This is a genomic window from Jingyaoa shaoxingensis (assembly GCF_014385005.1).
Taxonomy (GTDB): domain Bacteria; phylum Bacillota; class Clostridia; order Lachnospirales; family Lachnospiraceae; genus Marvinbryantia; species Marvinbryantia shaoxingensis.
The window spans coordinates 193674-210617 of record NZ_JACRSZ010000001.1 but is presented as its reverse complement, the minus strand read 5'-3'; the positions used below and the strand labels follow the sequence as shown (position 1 = coordinate 210617).

Annotated in this window: 15 protein-coding genes; 9 read left to right on the top strand and 6 right to left on the bottom strand. The window is 43.0% G+C overall.

All coding sequences use genetic code 11. The features are described from left to right. Positions 1-9: 9 nt before the first annotated feature. The gene (locus tag H8716_RS00935) at positions 10-867 is read right to left on the bottom strand and encodes a mechanosensitive ion channel family protein (protein ID WP_249306605.1); all 858 of its coding nucleotides are present in this window, start codon (positions 865-867) and stop codon (positions 10-12) included. Positions 868-1386: 519 nt separating this feature from the next. On the opposite strand from H8716_RS00935, the gene nikB reads away from it, so the two are divergent. From nikB to H8716_RS00900, 7 genes are all read left to right on the top strand, one after another. After that, positions 1387-2331 (top strand): nickel ABC transporter permease, encoded by a 945-nt coding sequence (gene nikB, locus H8716_RS00930; protein ID WP_249307196.1) that lies wholly within the window; start codon positions 1387-1389, stop codon positions 2329-2331. After that, positions 2331-3203 (top strand): nickel transporter permease, encoded by an 873-nt coding sequence (gene nikC / locus H8716_RS00925; protein ID WP_249306604.1) that lies wholly within the window; start codon positions 2331-2333, stop codon positions 3201-3203. The genes nikB and nikC overlap by 1 nt, the downstream gene beginning before the upstream one ends. Positions 3204-3236: 33 nt before the next feature. Then, positions 3237-4775, top strand: a complete 1539-nt coding sequence (locus tag H8716_RS00920; protein ID WP_249306603.1) for an ABC transporter substrate-binding protein — start codon at positions 3237-3239, stop codon at positions 4773-4775. Between the two features lie 25 nt (positions 4776-4800). After that, positions 4801-5595: an ABC transporter ATP-binding protein gene (locus H8716_RS00915; RefSeq protein ID WP_249306602.1), complete on the top strand. Its 795-nt coding sequence runs from the start codon at positions 4801-4803 to the stop codon at positions 5593-5595. Continuing rightward, a complete protein-coding gene (locus tag H8716_RS00910) occupies positions 5592-6350 on the top strand; it encodes an ABC transporter ATP-binding protein (protein WP_249306601.1) in 759 nt (252 codons plus the stop codon). The genes H8716_RS00915 and H8716_RS00910 overlap by 4 nt, the downstream gene beginning before the upstream one ends. A 140-nt stretch (positions 6351-6490) precedes the next feature. Then, entirely contained in the window at positions 6491-7183 is a 693-nt protein-coding gene (locus H8716_RS00905) for an SH3 domain-containing protein (protein ID WP_249306600.1), read from the top strand. Between the two features lie 168 nt (positions 7184-7351). Then, entirely contained in the window at positions 7352-8140 is a 789-nt protein-coding gene (locus H8716_RS00900; RefSeq protein ID WP_249306599.1) for a shikimate kinase, read from the top strand. Positions 8141-8226: 86 nt separating this feature from the next. Here H8716_RS00900 and H8716_RS00895 read toward each other — a convergent pair whose 3' ends face one another. From H8716_RS00895 to H8716_RS00875, 5 genes are all read right to left on the bottom strand, one after another. Further along, complete coding sequence (locus tag H8716_RS00895; protein WP_249306598.1) at positions 8227-9234, bottom strand: TRAP transporter substrate-binding protein; 1008 nt, start codon at positions 9232-9234, stop codon at positions 8227-8229. Positions 9235-9250: 16 nt separating this feature from the next. Continuing rightward, positions 9251-10540, bottom strand: a complete 1290-nt coding sequence (locus H8716_RS00890; protein WP_249306597.1) for a TRAP transporter large permease — start codon at positions 10538-10540, stop codon at positions 9251-9253. Then, positions 10540-11166 (bottom strand): TRAP transporter small permease, encoded by a 627-nt coding sequence (locus tag H8716_RS00885; RefSeq protein ID WP_249306596.1) that lies wholly within the window; start codon positions 11164-11166, stop codon positions 10540-10542. Before H8716_RS00885 ends, H8716_RS00890 begins: the two co-directional genes overlap by 1 nt. A 136-nt stretch (positions 11167-11302) precedes the next feature. Continuing rightward, positions 11303-12064, bottom strand: a complete 762-nt coding sequence (gene aroD, locus H8716_RS00880) for a type I 3-dehydroquinate dehydratase (protein ID WP_249306595.1) — start codon at positions 12062-12064, stop codon at positions 11303-11305. Between the two features lie 18 nt (positions 12065-12082). Then, positions 12083-13297 carry an MFS transporter gene (locus tag H8716_RS00875; protein ID WP_249306594.1) on the bottom strand — a complete coding sequence of 405 codons (1215 nt, stop codon included), beginning with the start codon at positions 13295-13297 and terminating at the stop codon, positions 12083-12085. A 573-nt stretch (positions 13298-13870) separates the two neighbouring features. Here H8716_RS00875 and H8716_RS00870 point away from each other — a divergent pair. Together H8716_RS00870 and H8716_RS00865 are read left to right on the top strand one after the other, a co-directional pair. Continuing rightward, positions 13871-14800, top strand: coding sequence for a LysR family transcriptional regulator (locus H8716_RS00870; RefSeq protein WP_249306593.1), 930 nt, complete (start codon positions 13871-13873; stop codon positions 14798-14800). Between the two features lie 101 nt (positions 14801-14901). Continuing rightward, positions 14902-16923: an oxidoreductase gene (locus H8716_RS00865; RefSeq protein ID WP_249306592.1), complete on the top strand. Its 2022-nt coding sequence runs from the start codon at positions 14902-14904 to the stop codon at positions 16921-16923. Positions 16924-16944 lie beyond the last annotated feature (21 nt).

The window sequence follows — 16944 nt, the reverse complement described above, 5'->3', positions numbered from 1 at the left end:
TAACCGTACTTAAGACTCTGTTTCGTAAGGAACGACGACTGTATGAGGATAAGCAAAATCCAAAGCAGGATCCTCATGAAAACGATGAATCAATTCTTTGCGGATATCACTGCAGGCGGTGAAGTTCTCTTCGATAGTGGAAGTGATGACACTGGCCCGCAGCGTGATGCCGCTGGCTCCAAGCTGACTGACTAATACTTTAGTCGGTTCAGACTGGGGTTTTTTTGCGGCCTGAACAAGAGGATGTGAGTCAATAATCTGGGAGAAAACCTCACAGGCATGATCCAGATCGGATTCGTAAGTGATCTCAATATCCAGGAAATTGGAATTTACAGAATTCTCATCAAAATAACTGTTGTCAATCACACAAAGATCCATCTTGGCATTTGGAACAATGACACTGCTGTTGTTATAAACATTCCGAATGATGGTATTGCGCAGATTAATGGACTGAATATATCCGGTGATCTGTACTCCGTCAATAGTTACATTCACCCGATCTCCAATATCAAAGGGCTTAAAAAAAGTCAGGATAAAGCCATGAACGATATTAGACAGACCTTCCTGAAAAACAAAACCCAGAACGACAACCAGGAGAGAAGAAGACATCAAGATTGAATTATAAAAACTTGCCATGGCATCTGATAAACTTCCGATCTGGATCAGAAAGAAAATAATAATCAGAGCCTGAAGAACTCCCTTCAGGAAATTGGTATGAAGATTATTTTTCTTTTTAAAATAGTCAAAGCAAAAGTTCATAATACGGATCGTTAAAAGCATCAGAATCACCAGAAGCAGTGCTTTGAACAGATTGGAAGACCACAGAGTCTTGAAAATTTGTGGAAATTGTTTAAAAAAATGAGACAATAGAAAGCTCCTTTCCAAACTGAAATTATGTAGCTGATTTTATTTTCCTATTCTATATCGAATACGTAAGATTATGCAAGAGGAAATGAAGCTTTTATCTCAGTCGAGAAGACTCCCACCTCTTCAGGGACGCCACTGAAAAACTGTTTTTACATACAATATATAGTAGCGCAAAACATATAAATATACTTTATCTTGTGCTACTTTGCGCAAAATAAGGACTTTTTCAGTGGCGTCCTTCAGGCGGTGAGTAATAGCAAATTTGTCTCAGTGGGAGTCCATCTCCGACTGAGATAAACGCTCCGCGAGGATGCGCAGTGATTCTGATAGGAATATGTCAGCTTCGCTGACCAGAATCACGCGCCAAGTCTCACGGACGTTCGATTTGAATTAGATATTCCATATGAGGAATAAAACATGAAAAAAAGGAATACCACCAATATCCCCCTGGGTGGGTTGGAGAAAAAAGTGAATTTTGTTAATATTACAACAGAAAATAATCAGAAAGTGCGAAACCAGATGAACCATTATATTTTAAAAAGAATGTTACAGTTGATTCCGATTTTATTTGCCATTACATTTCTTTCGTATGGAATGATGCGAATTGCAGGAAGCGACGTAGTTACACAGAAAATGGAAAATACAGGGACAGTCGTTTCGGAAGATGTGATGGATGCTGCAAGAGAGCAGCTGGGGCTTGATAAGCCGTTTCTGACACAGTATTTTGTATGGCTTGGTAAGCTGCTAAGAGGAGATATGGGAAACAGTTATGTTTCCGGGAAGCCGGTGTTTATCACATTTATATCGAAGCTTCCGGCAACCTTACTGCTGACAATTGTGTCGATTGTGCTGACGCTTATAATATCGATTCCACTTGGTGTGCTGGCAGCAGTAAAGCAAAATACAATCATCGATTATTTGATACGATTTTGCAGTTTTATTGGAAACAGCCTTCCAAATTTTTTTGTATCTTTGATTCTTATGTATTTTCTGGCAATTAAAATGAGATGGTTTCCGGTCATCGCCAAAGATGTCAGTTTACAAAGTGTGGCAATGCCGGCCATTACACTTGCGATTGCTATGTCGGCAAAGTACCTCCGCCAGGTCAGGGCAACGGTATTGGATGAACTGAATAAAGATTACGTGGCAGGAGCAAAAGCAAGGGGCGTGAAGTTTTCAGTAACTTTATGGAAGAGTATTATGAAAGCATCATTGGTTACGATTATTACACTGTTGATGCTCTCTGTAGGAAGTCTTCTTGGAGGAACTGCGATTGTAGAATCCATATTTATGTGGGATGGTGTAGGAAAGATGGCAGTAGATGCAATCTCAATGCGAGATTATCCAATTATTCAGGCATATGTGATGTGGATGGCCATTATCTATGTTGTTGTAAATCTGATTACAGATGTATCTTATCGTTTCCTGGATCCAAGAATTCGATTGGGAAGAGAGGAAGCATAATGGAAAATGAAAAAAATAAAGTAACCGTTCGTGTTCAAAAAATTAAGAAAAATTACATAAAACAGAAACTGATATTTTTCCTGATACTTGCAGCAGCGTTGATATTTGCTGCTGTTTTTTCAGACAAACTTTGTCCCTATGATCCATATGCCCAGGATTTGTCCAGCGCCATGCAGGCACCCAGTGTACTGCATCCGTGTGGAACGGATACTTATGGAAGAGATATGCTTTCAAGAGTAATCAGTGGTGCAAGAGCCAGTATATTTTCCACATTTATTCTGGTTGCGGTCATTTCCGTTTTTGGTACAGCAGTGGGCGTATTTTGCGGTTACTATGGTGGAATTTTGGATTCTCTGATGATGAGGGTATCGGATATTTGCCTTGCATTTCCAGGACTGGTATTTGCGATGGCAATTGCAGCTGTGCTGGGAGGCGGTATTCAGAATGCAGTTATTGCCCTGGCAGCCATAAGCTGGCCTAAATATTCACGGATAGCCAGAGGGCAGACTTTGGCACTGAAAAATGCACCATATATCCATGCGGCGATTCTGGCAGGCGATACATCCGGGCAAATTATCTGGCGTCACGTGCTGCCAAATATGCTGGGACCGGTGTTGGTGACAGCTATGCTTGATATAGGAACCATGATGATGGAACTGGCAGGTCTGTCTTTTCTTGGACTTGGAGCACAAATCCCAATGGCGGAATGGGGAAGCATGATGAGTACCGGAAGGAGTATGCTTCAGACTTACCCATGGGTGGTACTTTCACCTGGAATTGCTATTTTTATATCGGTAGTTATTTTTAATCTTCTTGGTGATACGGTGAGAGATTATCTGGATCCGAAAAACAACCGCAGCGCCAGAAGATGATATCTATAAATTATTATACGAGGAGGAGAATACATGAGAACAAAGAGAGGAATTGCGATGACCCTGATGCTGGGGCTGACAGTAAGCTTGTCAGTGATCTCTGCATCAGCAGATGAAAAAAAGACATTTGTATTCGGAGACACTACATTTAATGCAGAAAATGAAGAGGCAGATGTGAACCCGCAGAATACCTATGCAGGCTGGGCTTGTATTCGTTATGGAATCGGTGAAACGTTGTTTAAGTATTCTGATGATATGGAAATTGAACCATGGATTGCGAAAGAATTTGAAAATGTAGATGAACTGACCTGGAAGATTACGCTAAATGATGGAGTGGTATTTTCAAATGGCCGCGTATGTGATGGTGAGGCAGTAAAGGAAAGTCTGGAATCTCTGGTGGCAAATCATGAACGTGCAGCAGGAGATTTATGTATTGATTCTATTGAAGCAGATGGTAATACGGTTACAATAAAGACAACAGAACCAAAACCAGCGTTGATAAATTATCTGTGTGATCCGTATGGGTGTATTATTGATGCAGAAGCAGGAATCACAGATAATGGCATTGTGATCGGAACCGGACCATATGTGGCAACAGATCTGGTAGCAGACGATCATCTGGATCTTGTAAAAAATGAAAACTACTGGAATGGAAATGTCAATATTGATGAAATCACAGTGCGTACGATTTCTGATGGTGATACACTGGCCTTTGCACTTCAGGCCGGAGAAGTGAATGCAGCTTATGGAATGGCTTATGCAAGTTATCCTCTTTTTGAAAATGATGATTTTACATTCACCAGTACTCCAACCAGCCGTGCATTTTATGCATGGATGAACTTTGAAAGTCCGGTAACTTCTGATCCGGCGGTAAGAGAAGCCATTGCAATGGGAATCGACAAAGAAAGTTTTGTATCCGTACTTTTAAATGGATATGGTTATCCTGCAGAGGGCGCATTTCCGGATACGTTCAGCTTTGGTGGACAGAATCTGACTACTGAAAGTTATAATCCGGAAGGTGCCAAACAAGTGTTGGAAGAAGCGGGCTGGGTAGATTCAGATGGTGATGGAATTCGTGAAAAAGACGGACAGGATCTGGTAATACGCTGGCTGACTTATCCAAGCCGTCAGGAACTTCCGTTATTAGCAGAATCTGCACAGGCAACATTAAAAGAAATTGGTATGGATGTTCAGGTAAACTGCACATCTGATAATAATACGATCCGTAAGGATCCGACTTTATGGGATGTCTATGCAAGTGCCATGGTGACAGCGCCTACCGGTGATCCGCAGTATTTCTTTACCTCCTGTGCACTGGATTCTTCTGTATCCAATAATGGTCATTATCACAGTGATAAACTGGAAGAACTGGCAGCGCAGATAGAGAAAGAATTTGATACAGAAAAAAGAAGTGAACTTGGTATCCAGATGCAGCAGACAGTATTAGATGACCATGCCTATGTATTCTGTTCTCATTTGAAAATGAGTATGATCATGCAGTCTAATGTAACCGGTCTTGTTGCACATCCTTGCGATTATTATGAACTGACAGCGGATCTTGATATCAATTAAAAAACCGGCGAAGGAGTTAGCAAAAGTGCAGGAAACAATACTGAGATATGATTCTGTGGAGATTTCTTTCAATGGGAAACCAGTGGTGACAGACATAAGTTTTTCTCTGAAAAACGGAGAAATACTGGGACTGGTCGGAGAATCCGGAAGTGGAAAAAGTACTCTGATGAAAGCGGCAATGGGGCTTTTAGGAACAACCGGAATGGTAACCAGAGGAGATATCTTTTACAGGGAACAGAATATACTGGATATTTCAGAAAAAGAAAAAAGAAAAATCAGGGGAGCACAGATTGGAATGATTTTCCAGGACGCAGGTGCTTCCCTGTGTCCGATACGGACGATTGGTGAACAGATTTATGAAAGTATGCGTGCCCATAAAAAAGTGACACGTGCAGAGGCGAAAGAGCATGCACTGGATTTGTTTGAAAAGATGAATTTTAAGGATGGAAAACGGGTATGGGACAGCTATCCCTTTGAATTGTCCGGAGGAATGAATCAGCGGGCAGGAATAGCAATTGCGATGCTTATGAATCCACCAATTTTATTAGCAGATGAGCCGACCAGTGCACTGGATGTATCTGTACAGAAGCAGGTACTCTCAGAGATGAAGCATTTAAGAGAATTATTCGGAACAGCGATCATGATCGTTACCCATGATATCGGAGTGGTAAGAGCAATGGCAGATAAGGTGCTGGTGTTAAAAGATGGGAGAAAAGTGGAATACGGCAGGGCAGAAGATGTGTTAAATCATCCACAGGATGCTTATACACAGAGGCTGTTGTCAGCAGTTCCGGTATTACGGAGGTCAGATCATTTATGAGTATCATTTTAGAAGCAGAACACTTGACGAAAATATTTACCAGAAGGGGAAGTGAGCCGCTGAAAGCCGTGGATGATGTCAGTTTTCAATTGGAATCAGGGGAGACTCTTGGTATTGTAGGAGAATCAGGTTCCGGGAAAAGTACGCTGGCAAAAATGCTGACCAGACTGACAGATATTTCTTCCGGTACATTGAGAGTGGAAGAAAAAGACATTACATCGTTAAAGAGAAGAGAACTGAGAGAAATATATGGAACAATACAGATGGTGTTTCAGGACCCGATGAGTTCATTTGATCCTCGGAAAACACTTGGGTATGGCATTTGTGAAAGTCTGCGCAATCGTGGAATGAAGAAAACGGAAGTGGATGAAAGAGTGAAGCAGACACTGGAGCAATGTGGACTGAGCAGTGAATTTGCTGACAGGTATCCCCATGAAGTCAGTGGCGGACAGTGCCAGAGAGCTGCCATAGCCAGAGCATTAATTGTAGAACCCAAGATACTGATCTGCGATGAAGCAACAAGTGCACTGGATGTGACGATTCAGAAACAAATAATGGAATTGCTGCAGGAATTAAAAGAGAAACGGGGATTGTCGTTCATCTTTATCTGTCATAATCTGGCACTGGTACAGGAATTCTGTGATAGAGTACTGGTATTATATGATGGGAAAAATGTGGAAGAAGGAACAACAGATAAAGTGATCCTTCATCCGCAGAATGAATATACGAAAAAATTAATAGAATCCGCCAGTTGACCTTTGAAGGCTGTCTGGCACCTTCCAAGATCAAATACAGTATCATGCAAGCATAAACTGCATATTGACCTTTGAAGGCTGGTATCATATAATTAAGGTAACTTTTAGCAAAAAGGAAAGAATGACGGGAGGATACATTCATGAAAAAAGCAAGAAGTCTTGTAATTACCATGCTGTTAATGTTTGTCTTCGCACTGGCAGTTCCGGTTACCAGTTCTGCAGCCAGAATTTATGTGACAACAACAACAGTGAATTTAAGAAGAGGTGCCAGTACCAATACTGCAAGAGTCTTAGAGCTTCCGAAGGAAGCAGTTGTAAAGTACCTCGGCAAGTCTGGAAAAAACTGGTATAAGGTAGAATATCAGAATAACAACCAGCAGAAGTTCAGAGGCTATATTTACAAGAAATATCTGCAGTATGCTAAAACTTATATCACATCTGCGAGTCTGAATATCCGCAGAGGAACCAGTACAAATACACCAGTTGTGAAGACAATTCCGAAGGGTGGAAAAGCAATTATTGTGAATACTTATACAGGGGCATGGTATAAGACTGTATACTTTGCACCGAACGGCAAAGTTTACCGTGGATACACACATCAGAGTTATCTGAGAAGAGAAGGCGCTAAGAAAGGCGCTTATAAGACAACGGATTCCGTATATATGCATCGCAGTCCAAGCATGTCTTCCTCTTCTGTGATTGTTGTACCAAAGGGAAAGACAGTAAACGTAACCAATCTATCCAATGGAAAATGGTATTATTGTTCTTATAAGGCATCCAATGGCAGAACTTACAAAGGATATGTTTCCAATGTATGCCTGAAGAAAAAATAAAGAGTGGCAGATCCACCGCCGGTACATATTGTACTGGCGGTTTTTTGATATTTTAGCACTTCATATTGCTAAAGTGACGGAAGTCTGTTATACTATACGAAGATTTTACGTTGCCGGACACGAAGTGAACAGCAGCGATTTTAAACAAAGAGCAGGAGAGATTGTATTATGAACCAGTTGGAAGTATTCAGAGAAAGCCTTGGTCAGTGTGATGAGATTCTTCTCGATGCACTGCTTATGAGAAACCGTATTGTGGAAGATATCATGGCATATAAAGAGGAACATGATCTTCCGATCCTTCAGCCGGAGCAGGAAGCAAAGCAGAAGAAGTGGCTGGAAGGCAGAATGGAAGGACGCCGTCACAAGAATGAAGTGGCAGCGGTATTTGAAGAGATTACCAGAAACAGTAAGCGTATTCAGGCACGTAAGCTGTTTGACTACAATATTGTACTGATCGGATTTATGGGAGCAGGCAAGTCCACCATTTCAGAGTTTCTGAAGACCGTATTCGCTATGGAAGTCATTGAGATGGATCAGATCATTGCAGAACGTCAGAGCATGTCTATTTCTGACATTTTTGAAACCTATGGAGAAGAATATTTCCGTGATCTGGAGACCAATCTTCTGATTGAGATGCAGTCTAAGAAAAACATGGTAATCTCCTGCGGCGGTGGTGTACCAATGCGTGAACGTAATGTGGTTGAGATGAAGAAGAATGGACGTGTTGTGCTTCTGACCGCAAAACCAGAGACGATTCTGAATCGTGTAAAGGACAATCACGACAGACCTCTTTTGGAAGGAAACAAGACAGTTCCTTTTATTGCAGATCTGATGGAAAAACGTCGCGAGAAGTATCAGGCAGCTGCGGATATCGTCATTGAGACAGACGACAAGAGCGAACTGGAAATCTGCGAAGAACTGGTGAAGAAGCTTCGGGCACTGGACTCTGAGAATTAGGAAAAAAGAAAACAAAAATAAAGGGGCAGTGATTTCGTGTGATCATGAAATCACTGCCCTTTTGATTAGTACATCATACTGCCTGGTTAATTCAGATAAGCATCGTAGATGGATTCAGCAATACTGGACCGGATGGTTTCATATACTGGCTGGGATATGTCACGAATCTGATCGTGGAGTTCTTCAGACAGTGTAACCACCTGGGTACCGCTATCCTCGATGGTAGCAATACGGTCTGCAATACGTGCATCGGACTGATCACGGGCATATTCCGTAGCTTTCTGGGCCGCTTCTGCCATAATTGCCTGTTCTTCTTCCGGCAGATCCCGGAAGAAGTCATCATTGACAATCAGAGAAATCAGGTGAGGAAGATGGTTGGTCTCCACCACATAATCCTGCTGTTCAAACAGGTTGTTGGAGACAATGACTTCATATGGATTTTCCTGTGCATCGATGGTATGTTGCTGCAGACCGATATATACCTCACTGAAGCTCATAGGGGTAGGATTGGCCCCCAGAGCCTTCCAGAAGGCCATATGGTAAGGATTCTCCATAGTACGGATCTTCTGACCCTTAAAATCAGCCAGGGACTGTACAGGCTTATTCGTACTCATCACACGGAATCCCTGGTCAGCCATACCGAGGAGATGATAGCCGCCTTCTGTATAGACATCACTGATCAGATTCATGAATTCCGGATCGTCGATCTTGGCACGGCATTGATCCAGTGTATCAAATACACATGGCAGGTCGAAGACAGCCAGATCATTCATAAAGGTAACCTGCGGTGCAGTGTTCTGCACGACAAAAGGAATATCGCCGTCAGCGCAGGTCTCCAGCAGGTCACGGTCACCGCCCAGAGTAGAGTTGGCATAGACCTGAATTTTCATCTTGCCATCACTGAGTGCAGCTACTTCTTCTGCAAATTTTTCTGCAAAGATCTGTGTAACAGTGTCTTCCGGGCTGGCCGTTGCGAGTGGCCAGGAATAACGCTGCACATCACTGCCTTTGGAACCGCAGCCGGTCAAAACCAGGCTAAGCGTGCAGACAGATGCAAACAAAGGAAGACTTTTTTTCAAAAAACGTGTATTCATTATGATTCGCTCCTCCTTATAATAATCCCAGAGACAGAGCCGGAATAAAAGTTATCAGTAACAGAGCAATCAGGAACAGTCCAATCATTGCCATGGATTTTTTTGCAATGTCCATAACCGAAACTCCGGTCAGGGAGCTGGCAACAAACAGGTTTACACCGATTGGCGGTGTGACAAAGCCAATGGCCAGGTTTACGACCATGATGACACCGAACTGAACCGGATTCATGCCGATGGCTTCGATAATCGGAAGCAGGATCGGTGTGAGAATCAGGATTGCAGGTGTGGTATCCATGACCATTCCCACGATCAGCAGGAACAGGTTGATGACCAGAAGGATTGCCACCTGACTGTGGAAGTTTTCCAGAATAAAGGTGCTGACTGCCTGTGGAACCTGCATCAGGGTCAGAACTCTGGAAAAGGCAGTGGAAGCAGCCAGAATAAACAGGATCGGAGAAAAAGTCTTAATGGCTTCCACAAGAATATTCCAGAGCTGTCCGATACGGATGCTTTTGTATACGAACAGACTGATAATCAATGCGTAAAATACAGAGATAACAGCGGCTTCTGTCGGAGATGCAATACCCATGTAGATACAGCCGAGAATAATAACAGGGCTTAAGATCGCCCAGAAACTTTCCTTCAGGACTTTCAGAAGACCTTTGTCGTGAAGTTTCTTTACTTCAGCATGAATCTTTTCCTTATCTTCTCCATAGCGTTTGCAGTGGTAAATGGCATAGAGCATCAGAAGAAGCCCGATCATCAGTCCCGGAATGACACCTGCAAGGAACAGATCACTGACTGATGCACCGGAAGCCATACCATACATAATAAACGGAATACTTGGCGGGATGATAACACCCAGGCCACCGGCAACGGTTACGATGGCAGTGGAAAAGGTAAGGTCATATCCCAGAGATGTCAGCACCGGGATAGTCATGCTTCCCACAGCAGCAACCGTAGCAGGAGCCGATCCTGAGATCGCACCGTAGAAAAGACAGGTTACCACCACAGCACATGGCATACCGGCTGTAAAATTACCGAGGAAATAGGCGAATACATCAAATAATTTTCTGGAGATACCTCCCTTTGCCATAATAATACCGGAGAGGACAAACATCGGAACGGCCAGCAGCGGGAAAGAATCCAGTCCGCCGAACATGGCACGGATCAGGTATTTGGCACCTACGGTAAACGAAGGATCAAAGATGGAAGGAAGTACTGCGGTAATACCAAGGGTAATGGATACCGGAATGGCAATCATCAGCAGAACAACAAAAATAATAAATAAAAGCACAACCGGCATTATTTTTCCTCCTCATTTGCATTCGTAATAGTCTGTACACGGTTATCTACGCCGCTGCTTAAAGCAGAATCTTCAGCGGAATCCGTGTTTGCTTCAATAAAGGAATCCGGAGTGTTACGTTCCGGATGGGCAGGGTCGTAGACCTGTTCTCCTCTTGCAATCCGAAATTCAATGATCCAGCGCTGCAGGACACGAAATGCCACCAAAATAAAAGAAAACAGTGGGGCGGCCTGTACATAGTACATCGGAATCCGGCAGGCCGGTGAGAGCTGGCCGCTGTGTACGGCAGACATCATATAAGACCATGCAAAAGGAATCATGTAAATAAAAAAGATCAGCTCAAAGGTATGGTTTACAACCTTGAAGATGGCTCTTCCGCGCCTTGGGAAGACAGCAACGAACTGTTCGATCTTAATGGAAAGACACTTTTTAGAGCAGTAGCTGACACTTAAAAAGCCACTCCAGACAAACAGATAACGGGTCAGTTCCTCAGACCAGGACAGGGATGCGCCCAGAATATAACGGGATAGAACCTGTACGCCCATAATCAGGGTCATCAGAATCAGAAACAGGACAAGCAGAAATTCTTCCAGATTCTCGTCCAGCCAGTGGAGTATTTTTTTCATAAACAACCTCCTCAAGTAAAATTTTGCTTTATCATTTCACAGACAAAATTTCCGGTGAAATAACAAAAACACCGACATTTTTAATTTTAAAGAAAAATGCCGATGTTTTCAACTGGAATATAAAGATCAGGTTATCCTACAGGGCATTATGAAGAAGACCAAGTACAGTATTCAGGTCATTAACACCCATCTGTCCAGGTGCAGAAGCCTTGCCTGCGGCGCCGAATGTCATGGAAGAACCAAATACTTCACCGCAGAGACGGCTGATCACGCCGGTTCCGGCCATGGACATAGTGATAACTGGTCTGTCTGCATAATCTGTCACCATCTCTTCTGTAGCAGCCAGAAGAGTCAGTACGTCACGTTTGTTCTGTGGCATAACGGCAATCTTCGGAATATCTGCTCCCATATCCTGCATTTTGCGTAGACGGTAGATAATATCGGATTTGGCAGGAGTCTTGTGGAAGTCATGATTGGAAGCAACCACTTTTACGCCGGCAGCATGAGCACCGTCGATGATTTCTCTTACAACAGCATCGCCTGTAAAGATCTCTACGTCAATCAGATCTACCAGACCGCTCTTTGCAGCGTTCAGGTTCAGTTCAGCGTAAGCCTTGTCATCAATGGCTTTTTCTCCGCCTTCTTTGGAAGTGCGGAAAGTCATCAGAATCGGAGTGTTGCCCAGAACTTCACGAAGATCAGTGAGAACATCCTTTACCTGTGCAAAATCAAAAACACCTTCAAACCAGTCTGCACGCCATTCTACAACATCTACAGGTATAGAATCAAAAGTTTTTGCTTCTGTAATGATTTCGTCTTTGGTTTTGCCAACAATTGGTACAATAATTTTTGGTGCGCCTGCACCGATTTCAATATCTCTTACTTTTACAGTATTCATGATATATACCTCCTGAAATTAGTTTTCTTCGTTTGCGTATTCTACCATTTTAGTATAACGTAAATTTACGTAAAGACCAAGGACAACACCGACACCTGTCAGAATGATGTTCATCAGCATAACCTGTGATGGCTGCATTTTGGATGCCGCAGTCAGGATAGTGTAGTTACACAGAGAGGAAGCAATCATAACGAGAGCAGTAACGGTACCTTTGATTTTAGGAAACAGCATGTTGCATACGGAAGTTGCGATCTGCAGAAGTCCGCCTGCACCGGCCCATCCGATCAGGAATGCACCTGCGGTCATGGTAGCCTGGCTTGGGCTTACCAGTACAACGATCATAGTTACCAGGCAGATTACCGGATATGCAACGATAAAACGTACATCTTTGATTTTTCTGGTAAGGAATGCAGTTACGATCAGAGCCAGCATAGTTCCGGCAGAATAGTAAGTCTGCATAATGGATGGATTTGCCCATCCTGCATTTTCTTTTGCAAAGTTCTGTGCACAGTTCAGCCAGAGCTGGAAGGTACCGGTACAGGTGAATCCGATCAGGATCATAGCGATAGATTCCAGTGAAAAATGAGTATGTTTCAGGCTGGCAATCAGACCTTCTTTTTTACCTGCTGCTTTCTGATCTGCATCAGGAAGCGGGAATAAAAATACCAGAATCAGAAGAACAATATAGCAGATACCACAGGCGAAGAATAATGGGTTGTAAGATGTCAGTCCTGCAGCAGTTGTGGTAACAGCCATGCCAAGTGCAAACGGCAGAAGCATCTGTGCGATTGCGATAAAGAATTTAATACCCATGGTAGCAACGCCAGGTGTTTTGTAAATAATTTCGCCTACTGCCGGGTAAATACCGGTATCCAGGAAAGAGTTGGCAATACCGCCGATGATTGCGCACACGTAAGCAATCGTATAACCACCGTTGGTTCCGGCGTTAAATGCAAGTGCAAGGCCGATCAGATATACGGCATAAGAAGCACTTCCGATTGCAGTGGAAATACGGCGCCCCAGTTTGTCGGACAGAGGCCCTGCAAATGGAAGGGCAATCAGACGTCCCAGCCCCAGTGCTGCGGAAATCGCAGTGATCGCCATGGCTTCCACACCCCAGGATGCTGCCAGGGCATCTTTAATGACAGCCTGTCCAAGAATAGAGCAGCCGATACCGTGAATGAAATAATTTAAGTACAGGATCAGCGCACTTGGTAAATACTTTTTGTTCATGGTGTTTTGTCTCCTTTGAAAAATTCTTTTTGCAATTGATTTACTTTTGTTCCGTCACAAACAATGGAAATCAAATTCAGAAAGCGTTAAAAAAATAACGTTCTGTATTATAATAACAGATAAAACAGGGATTGGTCTAATACCTATAAAGCAAAAAATTAATGCACCCAGTGTATTGATATGATACTATATTAGATGTGAGATGACTCCCACCTCTTTAGGGACGCCACTGAAAAAGTCCTTATTTTGCGCAAAGTAGCACAAGATAAAGTATATTTATATGTTTTGCGCTACTATATATTGTATGTAAAAACAGTTTTTCAGTGGCGTCCTTTAGGTGGCGAGGAGCAAATTAGTATCAGTGGTGGGAGTCAATCCCCCATCTGATATAGCCTCCAGCAGGATTGCAGAGATGCGCAAAAGAAATATGTCATGCTTTGCATGACGCGCATCTCGCAGCAAGAATGCCGAGGCATTCTTGAAAATATGAAAAACTATTCCTGCTCGCGGAAATTGCGGAGACCTCGTGGCGGTGAGACAATTTACAGGCGAAAAAAGCCAAGGAGAGTAAATATGACATTCAATCAGATTCAGTATTTTCAAAAAGTAGCCCGTCTGGAGAATTACCATCAGGCGGCAGAAGAGTTGTATATTTCACAGCCGTCTTTGAGCCGTGCGATAGCATCCCTTGAAACGGAACTGGGTGTTTTTCTGTTTGAAAAAAAGGGCCGGGGAGTGGTGTTGACCAAAGCCGGACGTCTTTTCCTGGAATATGCAGAACGTATTCTGGCAGAGTGCGATGCAGCAACTGCAAAAATGCAGGAGCTGGCAACAGGAAGCGGAAAGATTGATATTGGCTATGTTTTTCCACTGGCAGGGCATTATATTCCTCATAAAGTAAAGAAATTTCTGGAACTTCCGGAAAATAAAAAAGTAGTATTTAATTTTTTCCAGAATCATACATCGGCAATTTCCAAAAAAGTAAAAATGGGTGAACTGGATGTGGGATTCGGCGGCTGTATGGAGGGGGATGAATTTGAAACTTTCCCGGTGGTGGACCAGGAGATGGTGATTATTACTCCGAAAGAACATCCATTAAGTGAAAGAAAAAGTATCCCGGTTACAGAACTGGGAAATTATCCGATTATTGGATACGACCGGGATTCCTGGATGGGGACACACTCTCAGTTCTTCTATAAGAAGTATAATATAGAGCCGGATATCATTGTGGAATGTCCGGATGAATACAACATAGTTGCGTTGGTAAAAGAAAATTTTGGTATTGCGTTTCTTCCGAAGACAGACATTCTGGATGATGAGGGAATCATCATTCATTCTATTGAAGATGTAGAGATTGTGCATCAGATCTTTATGTTCTGGATGAAGAATCGTTACCATCTGCCTGCAGTAGAGCGTTTTATACAATATATGAAGCAGCAGGCGCAGGAAGAAAATGATAGCAAGAATGCATTGAAAATTTACCTGAAAGATATTTTTAATTAGTAAAAATACGGTGTATGATAAATCTGTCACAAACAAAGAATAAGAAATGAACAAATGATTTTTCAGAAGGCAAACTATCGAAGAAGTGTGAGGGGTATATCATGCAAACCAAGTATAAGAAAATATTTGAACCAATTACGGTAAAACGTACTACCATTAAGAACCGTATTGCCATGACACCAATGGGAACCAACTATGGTGAAACAAGCGGTGAGATGAGTAACCGTCATATGAATTATTATTCACTGCGTGCCAAAGGCGGTGTTGGTCTGATTATTCTGGAGAATGCCAATGTGGAATATCCGGTAGGTTCTAACGGAACCAGCCAGATCCGTATTGATCATGACAGCTTTATGCCGCGTTATTATCAGCTGGTTGAGAATCTTCACAAAAATGGTGCGACAGTAGCCATTCAGATCAACCATGCAGGTGCATCGGCATCTTCAGCAAGAACCGGAATGGAGACTGTGTCTTCTTCCAATATTCCAACGAAGGTCGGTGGTGAGATGCCACGTCCAATGACAAAGGAAGAAATCCTGACTACCGTAAAGAAATACGGAGAAGCAGCAAAGCGTGTACAGGCAATCGGATTTGATGCAGTGGAGATTCACTGTGGACATTCCTATCTGATGAGTCAGTTCATTTCTCCATATTATAACAAGAGAACAGACGAATTCGGAGGATCTGTAGAGAACCGTCTTCGTTTTCCACGTATGGTACTGGAAGAAGTCAGAAAAAATGTGGGACCATGGTTTCCGATTATCGTACGTATCTCTGCCGAGGAACGTGTGCCGGGTGGAAATACACTGGAAGATACACTGGAATATCTGGAATACCTGGATGAATTCGTGGATATGTATGATGTATCCTGCGGCCTGAATCCATCCCTTCAGTATCAGATCGATTCCAACTATCTGCCGGATGGATGGCGTTCATACATGGCAAGAGCCGTAAAAGACAAATTCAAAAAGCCGGTTATCAATGCAGGTAACTACAGAGATCCGGAAATAGTAGAAAAGATTCTGGAAAGCGGAGATGTGGATATCGTCGGAATGGGACGTGGACTGATTGCAGATCCGGACTGGGTAAAGAAAGTGCAGAACGGCGATGTGGATGTAATTCGTAAATGTATCTCCTGTAACGTTGGATGTGCAGGAAACCGTATAGGTGTAAACCGTCCGATCCGTTGTACGGTCAATCCGGCTGTACCGGAAGGCGATATTTACAAGAAGCTGAAAATCAATAAGAACTGTAATGTCGTTGTAGTCGGTGGCGGAACTGCAGGTCTGGAAGCAGCCTGTACAGCGGCAGAAGTAGGATGTAATGTTTTCCTTCTGGAGAAAAAGGATCACTTGGGCGGTCTGTCTACCTTTATTTCAGACCTTCCAAGCAAAACACGTATGAAAGACTTCCCGAAATATCTGGAAGCCCGTGCAGCAAGACTGAAGAACCTTTATGTTTTCCTGAATACAGAAGCAACCGTAGATATGATCAAGCAGTTCAAGCCTGACATTGTAGTAAATGCCACCGGTTCTGTGCCACTGGTACCTCCAATCAAGGGACTGGTAGAAAATATTGAAGCAGGTAATGTAGCAACGATTTTTGATATGATCAACAACCTGAATGCCGGAAAATATCCGGATGATTTCTGCAAAGGTAAGAAAGTCGTTGTGGTCGGCGGTGGTTCCGTAGGTCTGGACGTGATCGAATATTTTGCTCCACGTGGCGCGGAGTGCTCTATCGTAGATATGCTGCCACAGATTGGTATGCTGGCAGATCCGATCACCAAATGCTCCATGCGTGAAACACATGACAAATACCATGTAAAAGAGTATGTGAATACTGCTCTTCAGGAAGTAAAAGAAAATGCATTTACTGTGAAACTTCCGGATGGTGAAGTGAAGGATCTGGAATTCGATCTTGGATTCAACTGTCTGGGTATGAGATCCAATAATCCGCTTCTCCCGAAGCTGCAGGAAGCATTTGAAGATACAGATACTTACGTATATGTGATCGGTGATTCAGTACGTGCCCGCCGTATCATGGAAGGAACCATGGACGGACGTGCCATCTTAAATGTACTGGAATCACAGGGATTCATTGCACTGGATCCGCTGGAGTAAGATAAATAGAAAGAAAAGAGG

Excerpts from the sequence above, each read along its gene's own strand:
- H8716_RS00875 (WP_249306594.1), bottom strand. The coding sequence starts at position 13,297 with ATGAACAAAAAGTATTTACCAAGTGCGCTGATCCTGTACTTAAATTAT.
- H8716_RS00920 (WP_249306603.1), top strand. The coding sequence starts at position 3,237 with ATGAGAACAAAGAGAGGAATTGCGATGACCCTGATGCTGGGGCTGACA.
- H8716_RS00890 (WP_249306597.1), bottom strand. The coding sequence starts at position 10,540 with ATGCCGGTTGTGCTTTTATTTATTATTTTTGTTGTTCTGCTGATGATT.
- H8716_RS00900 (WP_249306599.1), top strand. The coding sequence starts at position 7,352 with ATGAACCAGTTGGAAGTATTCAGAGAAAGCCTTGGTCAGTGTGATGAG.
- nikC (WP_249306604.1), top strand. The coding sequence starts at position 2,331 with ATGGAAAATGAAAAAAATAAAGTAACCGTTCGTGTTCAAAAAATTAAG.
- H8716_RS00905 (WP_249306600.1), top strand. The coding sequence starts at position 6,491 with ATGAAAAAAGCAAGAAGTCTTGTAATTACCATGCTGTTAATGTTTGTC.
- H8716_RS00865 (WP_249306592.1), top strand. The coding sequence starts at position 14,902 with ATGCAAACCAAGTATAAGAAAATATTTGAACCAATTACGGTAAAACGT.
- H8716_RS00870 (WP_249306593.1), top strand. The coding sequence starts at position 13,871 with ATGACATTCAATCAGATTCAGTATTTTCAAAAAGTAGCCCGTCTGGAG.
- nikB (WP_249307196.1), top strand. The coding sequence starts at position 1,387 with ATGAACCATTATATTTTAAAAAGAATGTTACAGTTGATTCCGATTTTA.
- aroD (WP_249306595.1), bottom strand. The coding sequence starts at position 12,064 with ATGAATACTGTAAAAGTAAGAGATATTGAAATCGGTGCAGGCGCACCA.
- H8716_RS00910 (WP_249306601.1), top strand. The coding sequence starts at position 5,592 with ATGAGTATCATTTTAGAAGCAGAACACTTGACGAAAATATTTACCAGA.
- H8716_RS00895 (WP_249306598.1), bottom strand. The coding sequence starts at position 9,234 with ATGAATACACGTTTTTTGAAAAAAAGTCTTCCTTTGTTTGCATCTGTC.
- H8716_RS00885 (WP_249306596.1), bottom strand. The coding sequence starts at position 11,166 with ATGAAAAAAATACTCCACTGGCTGGACGAGAATCTGGAAGAATTTCTG.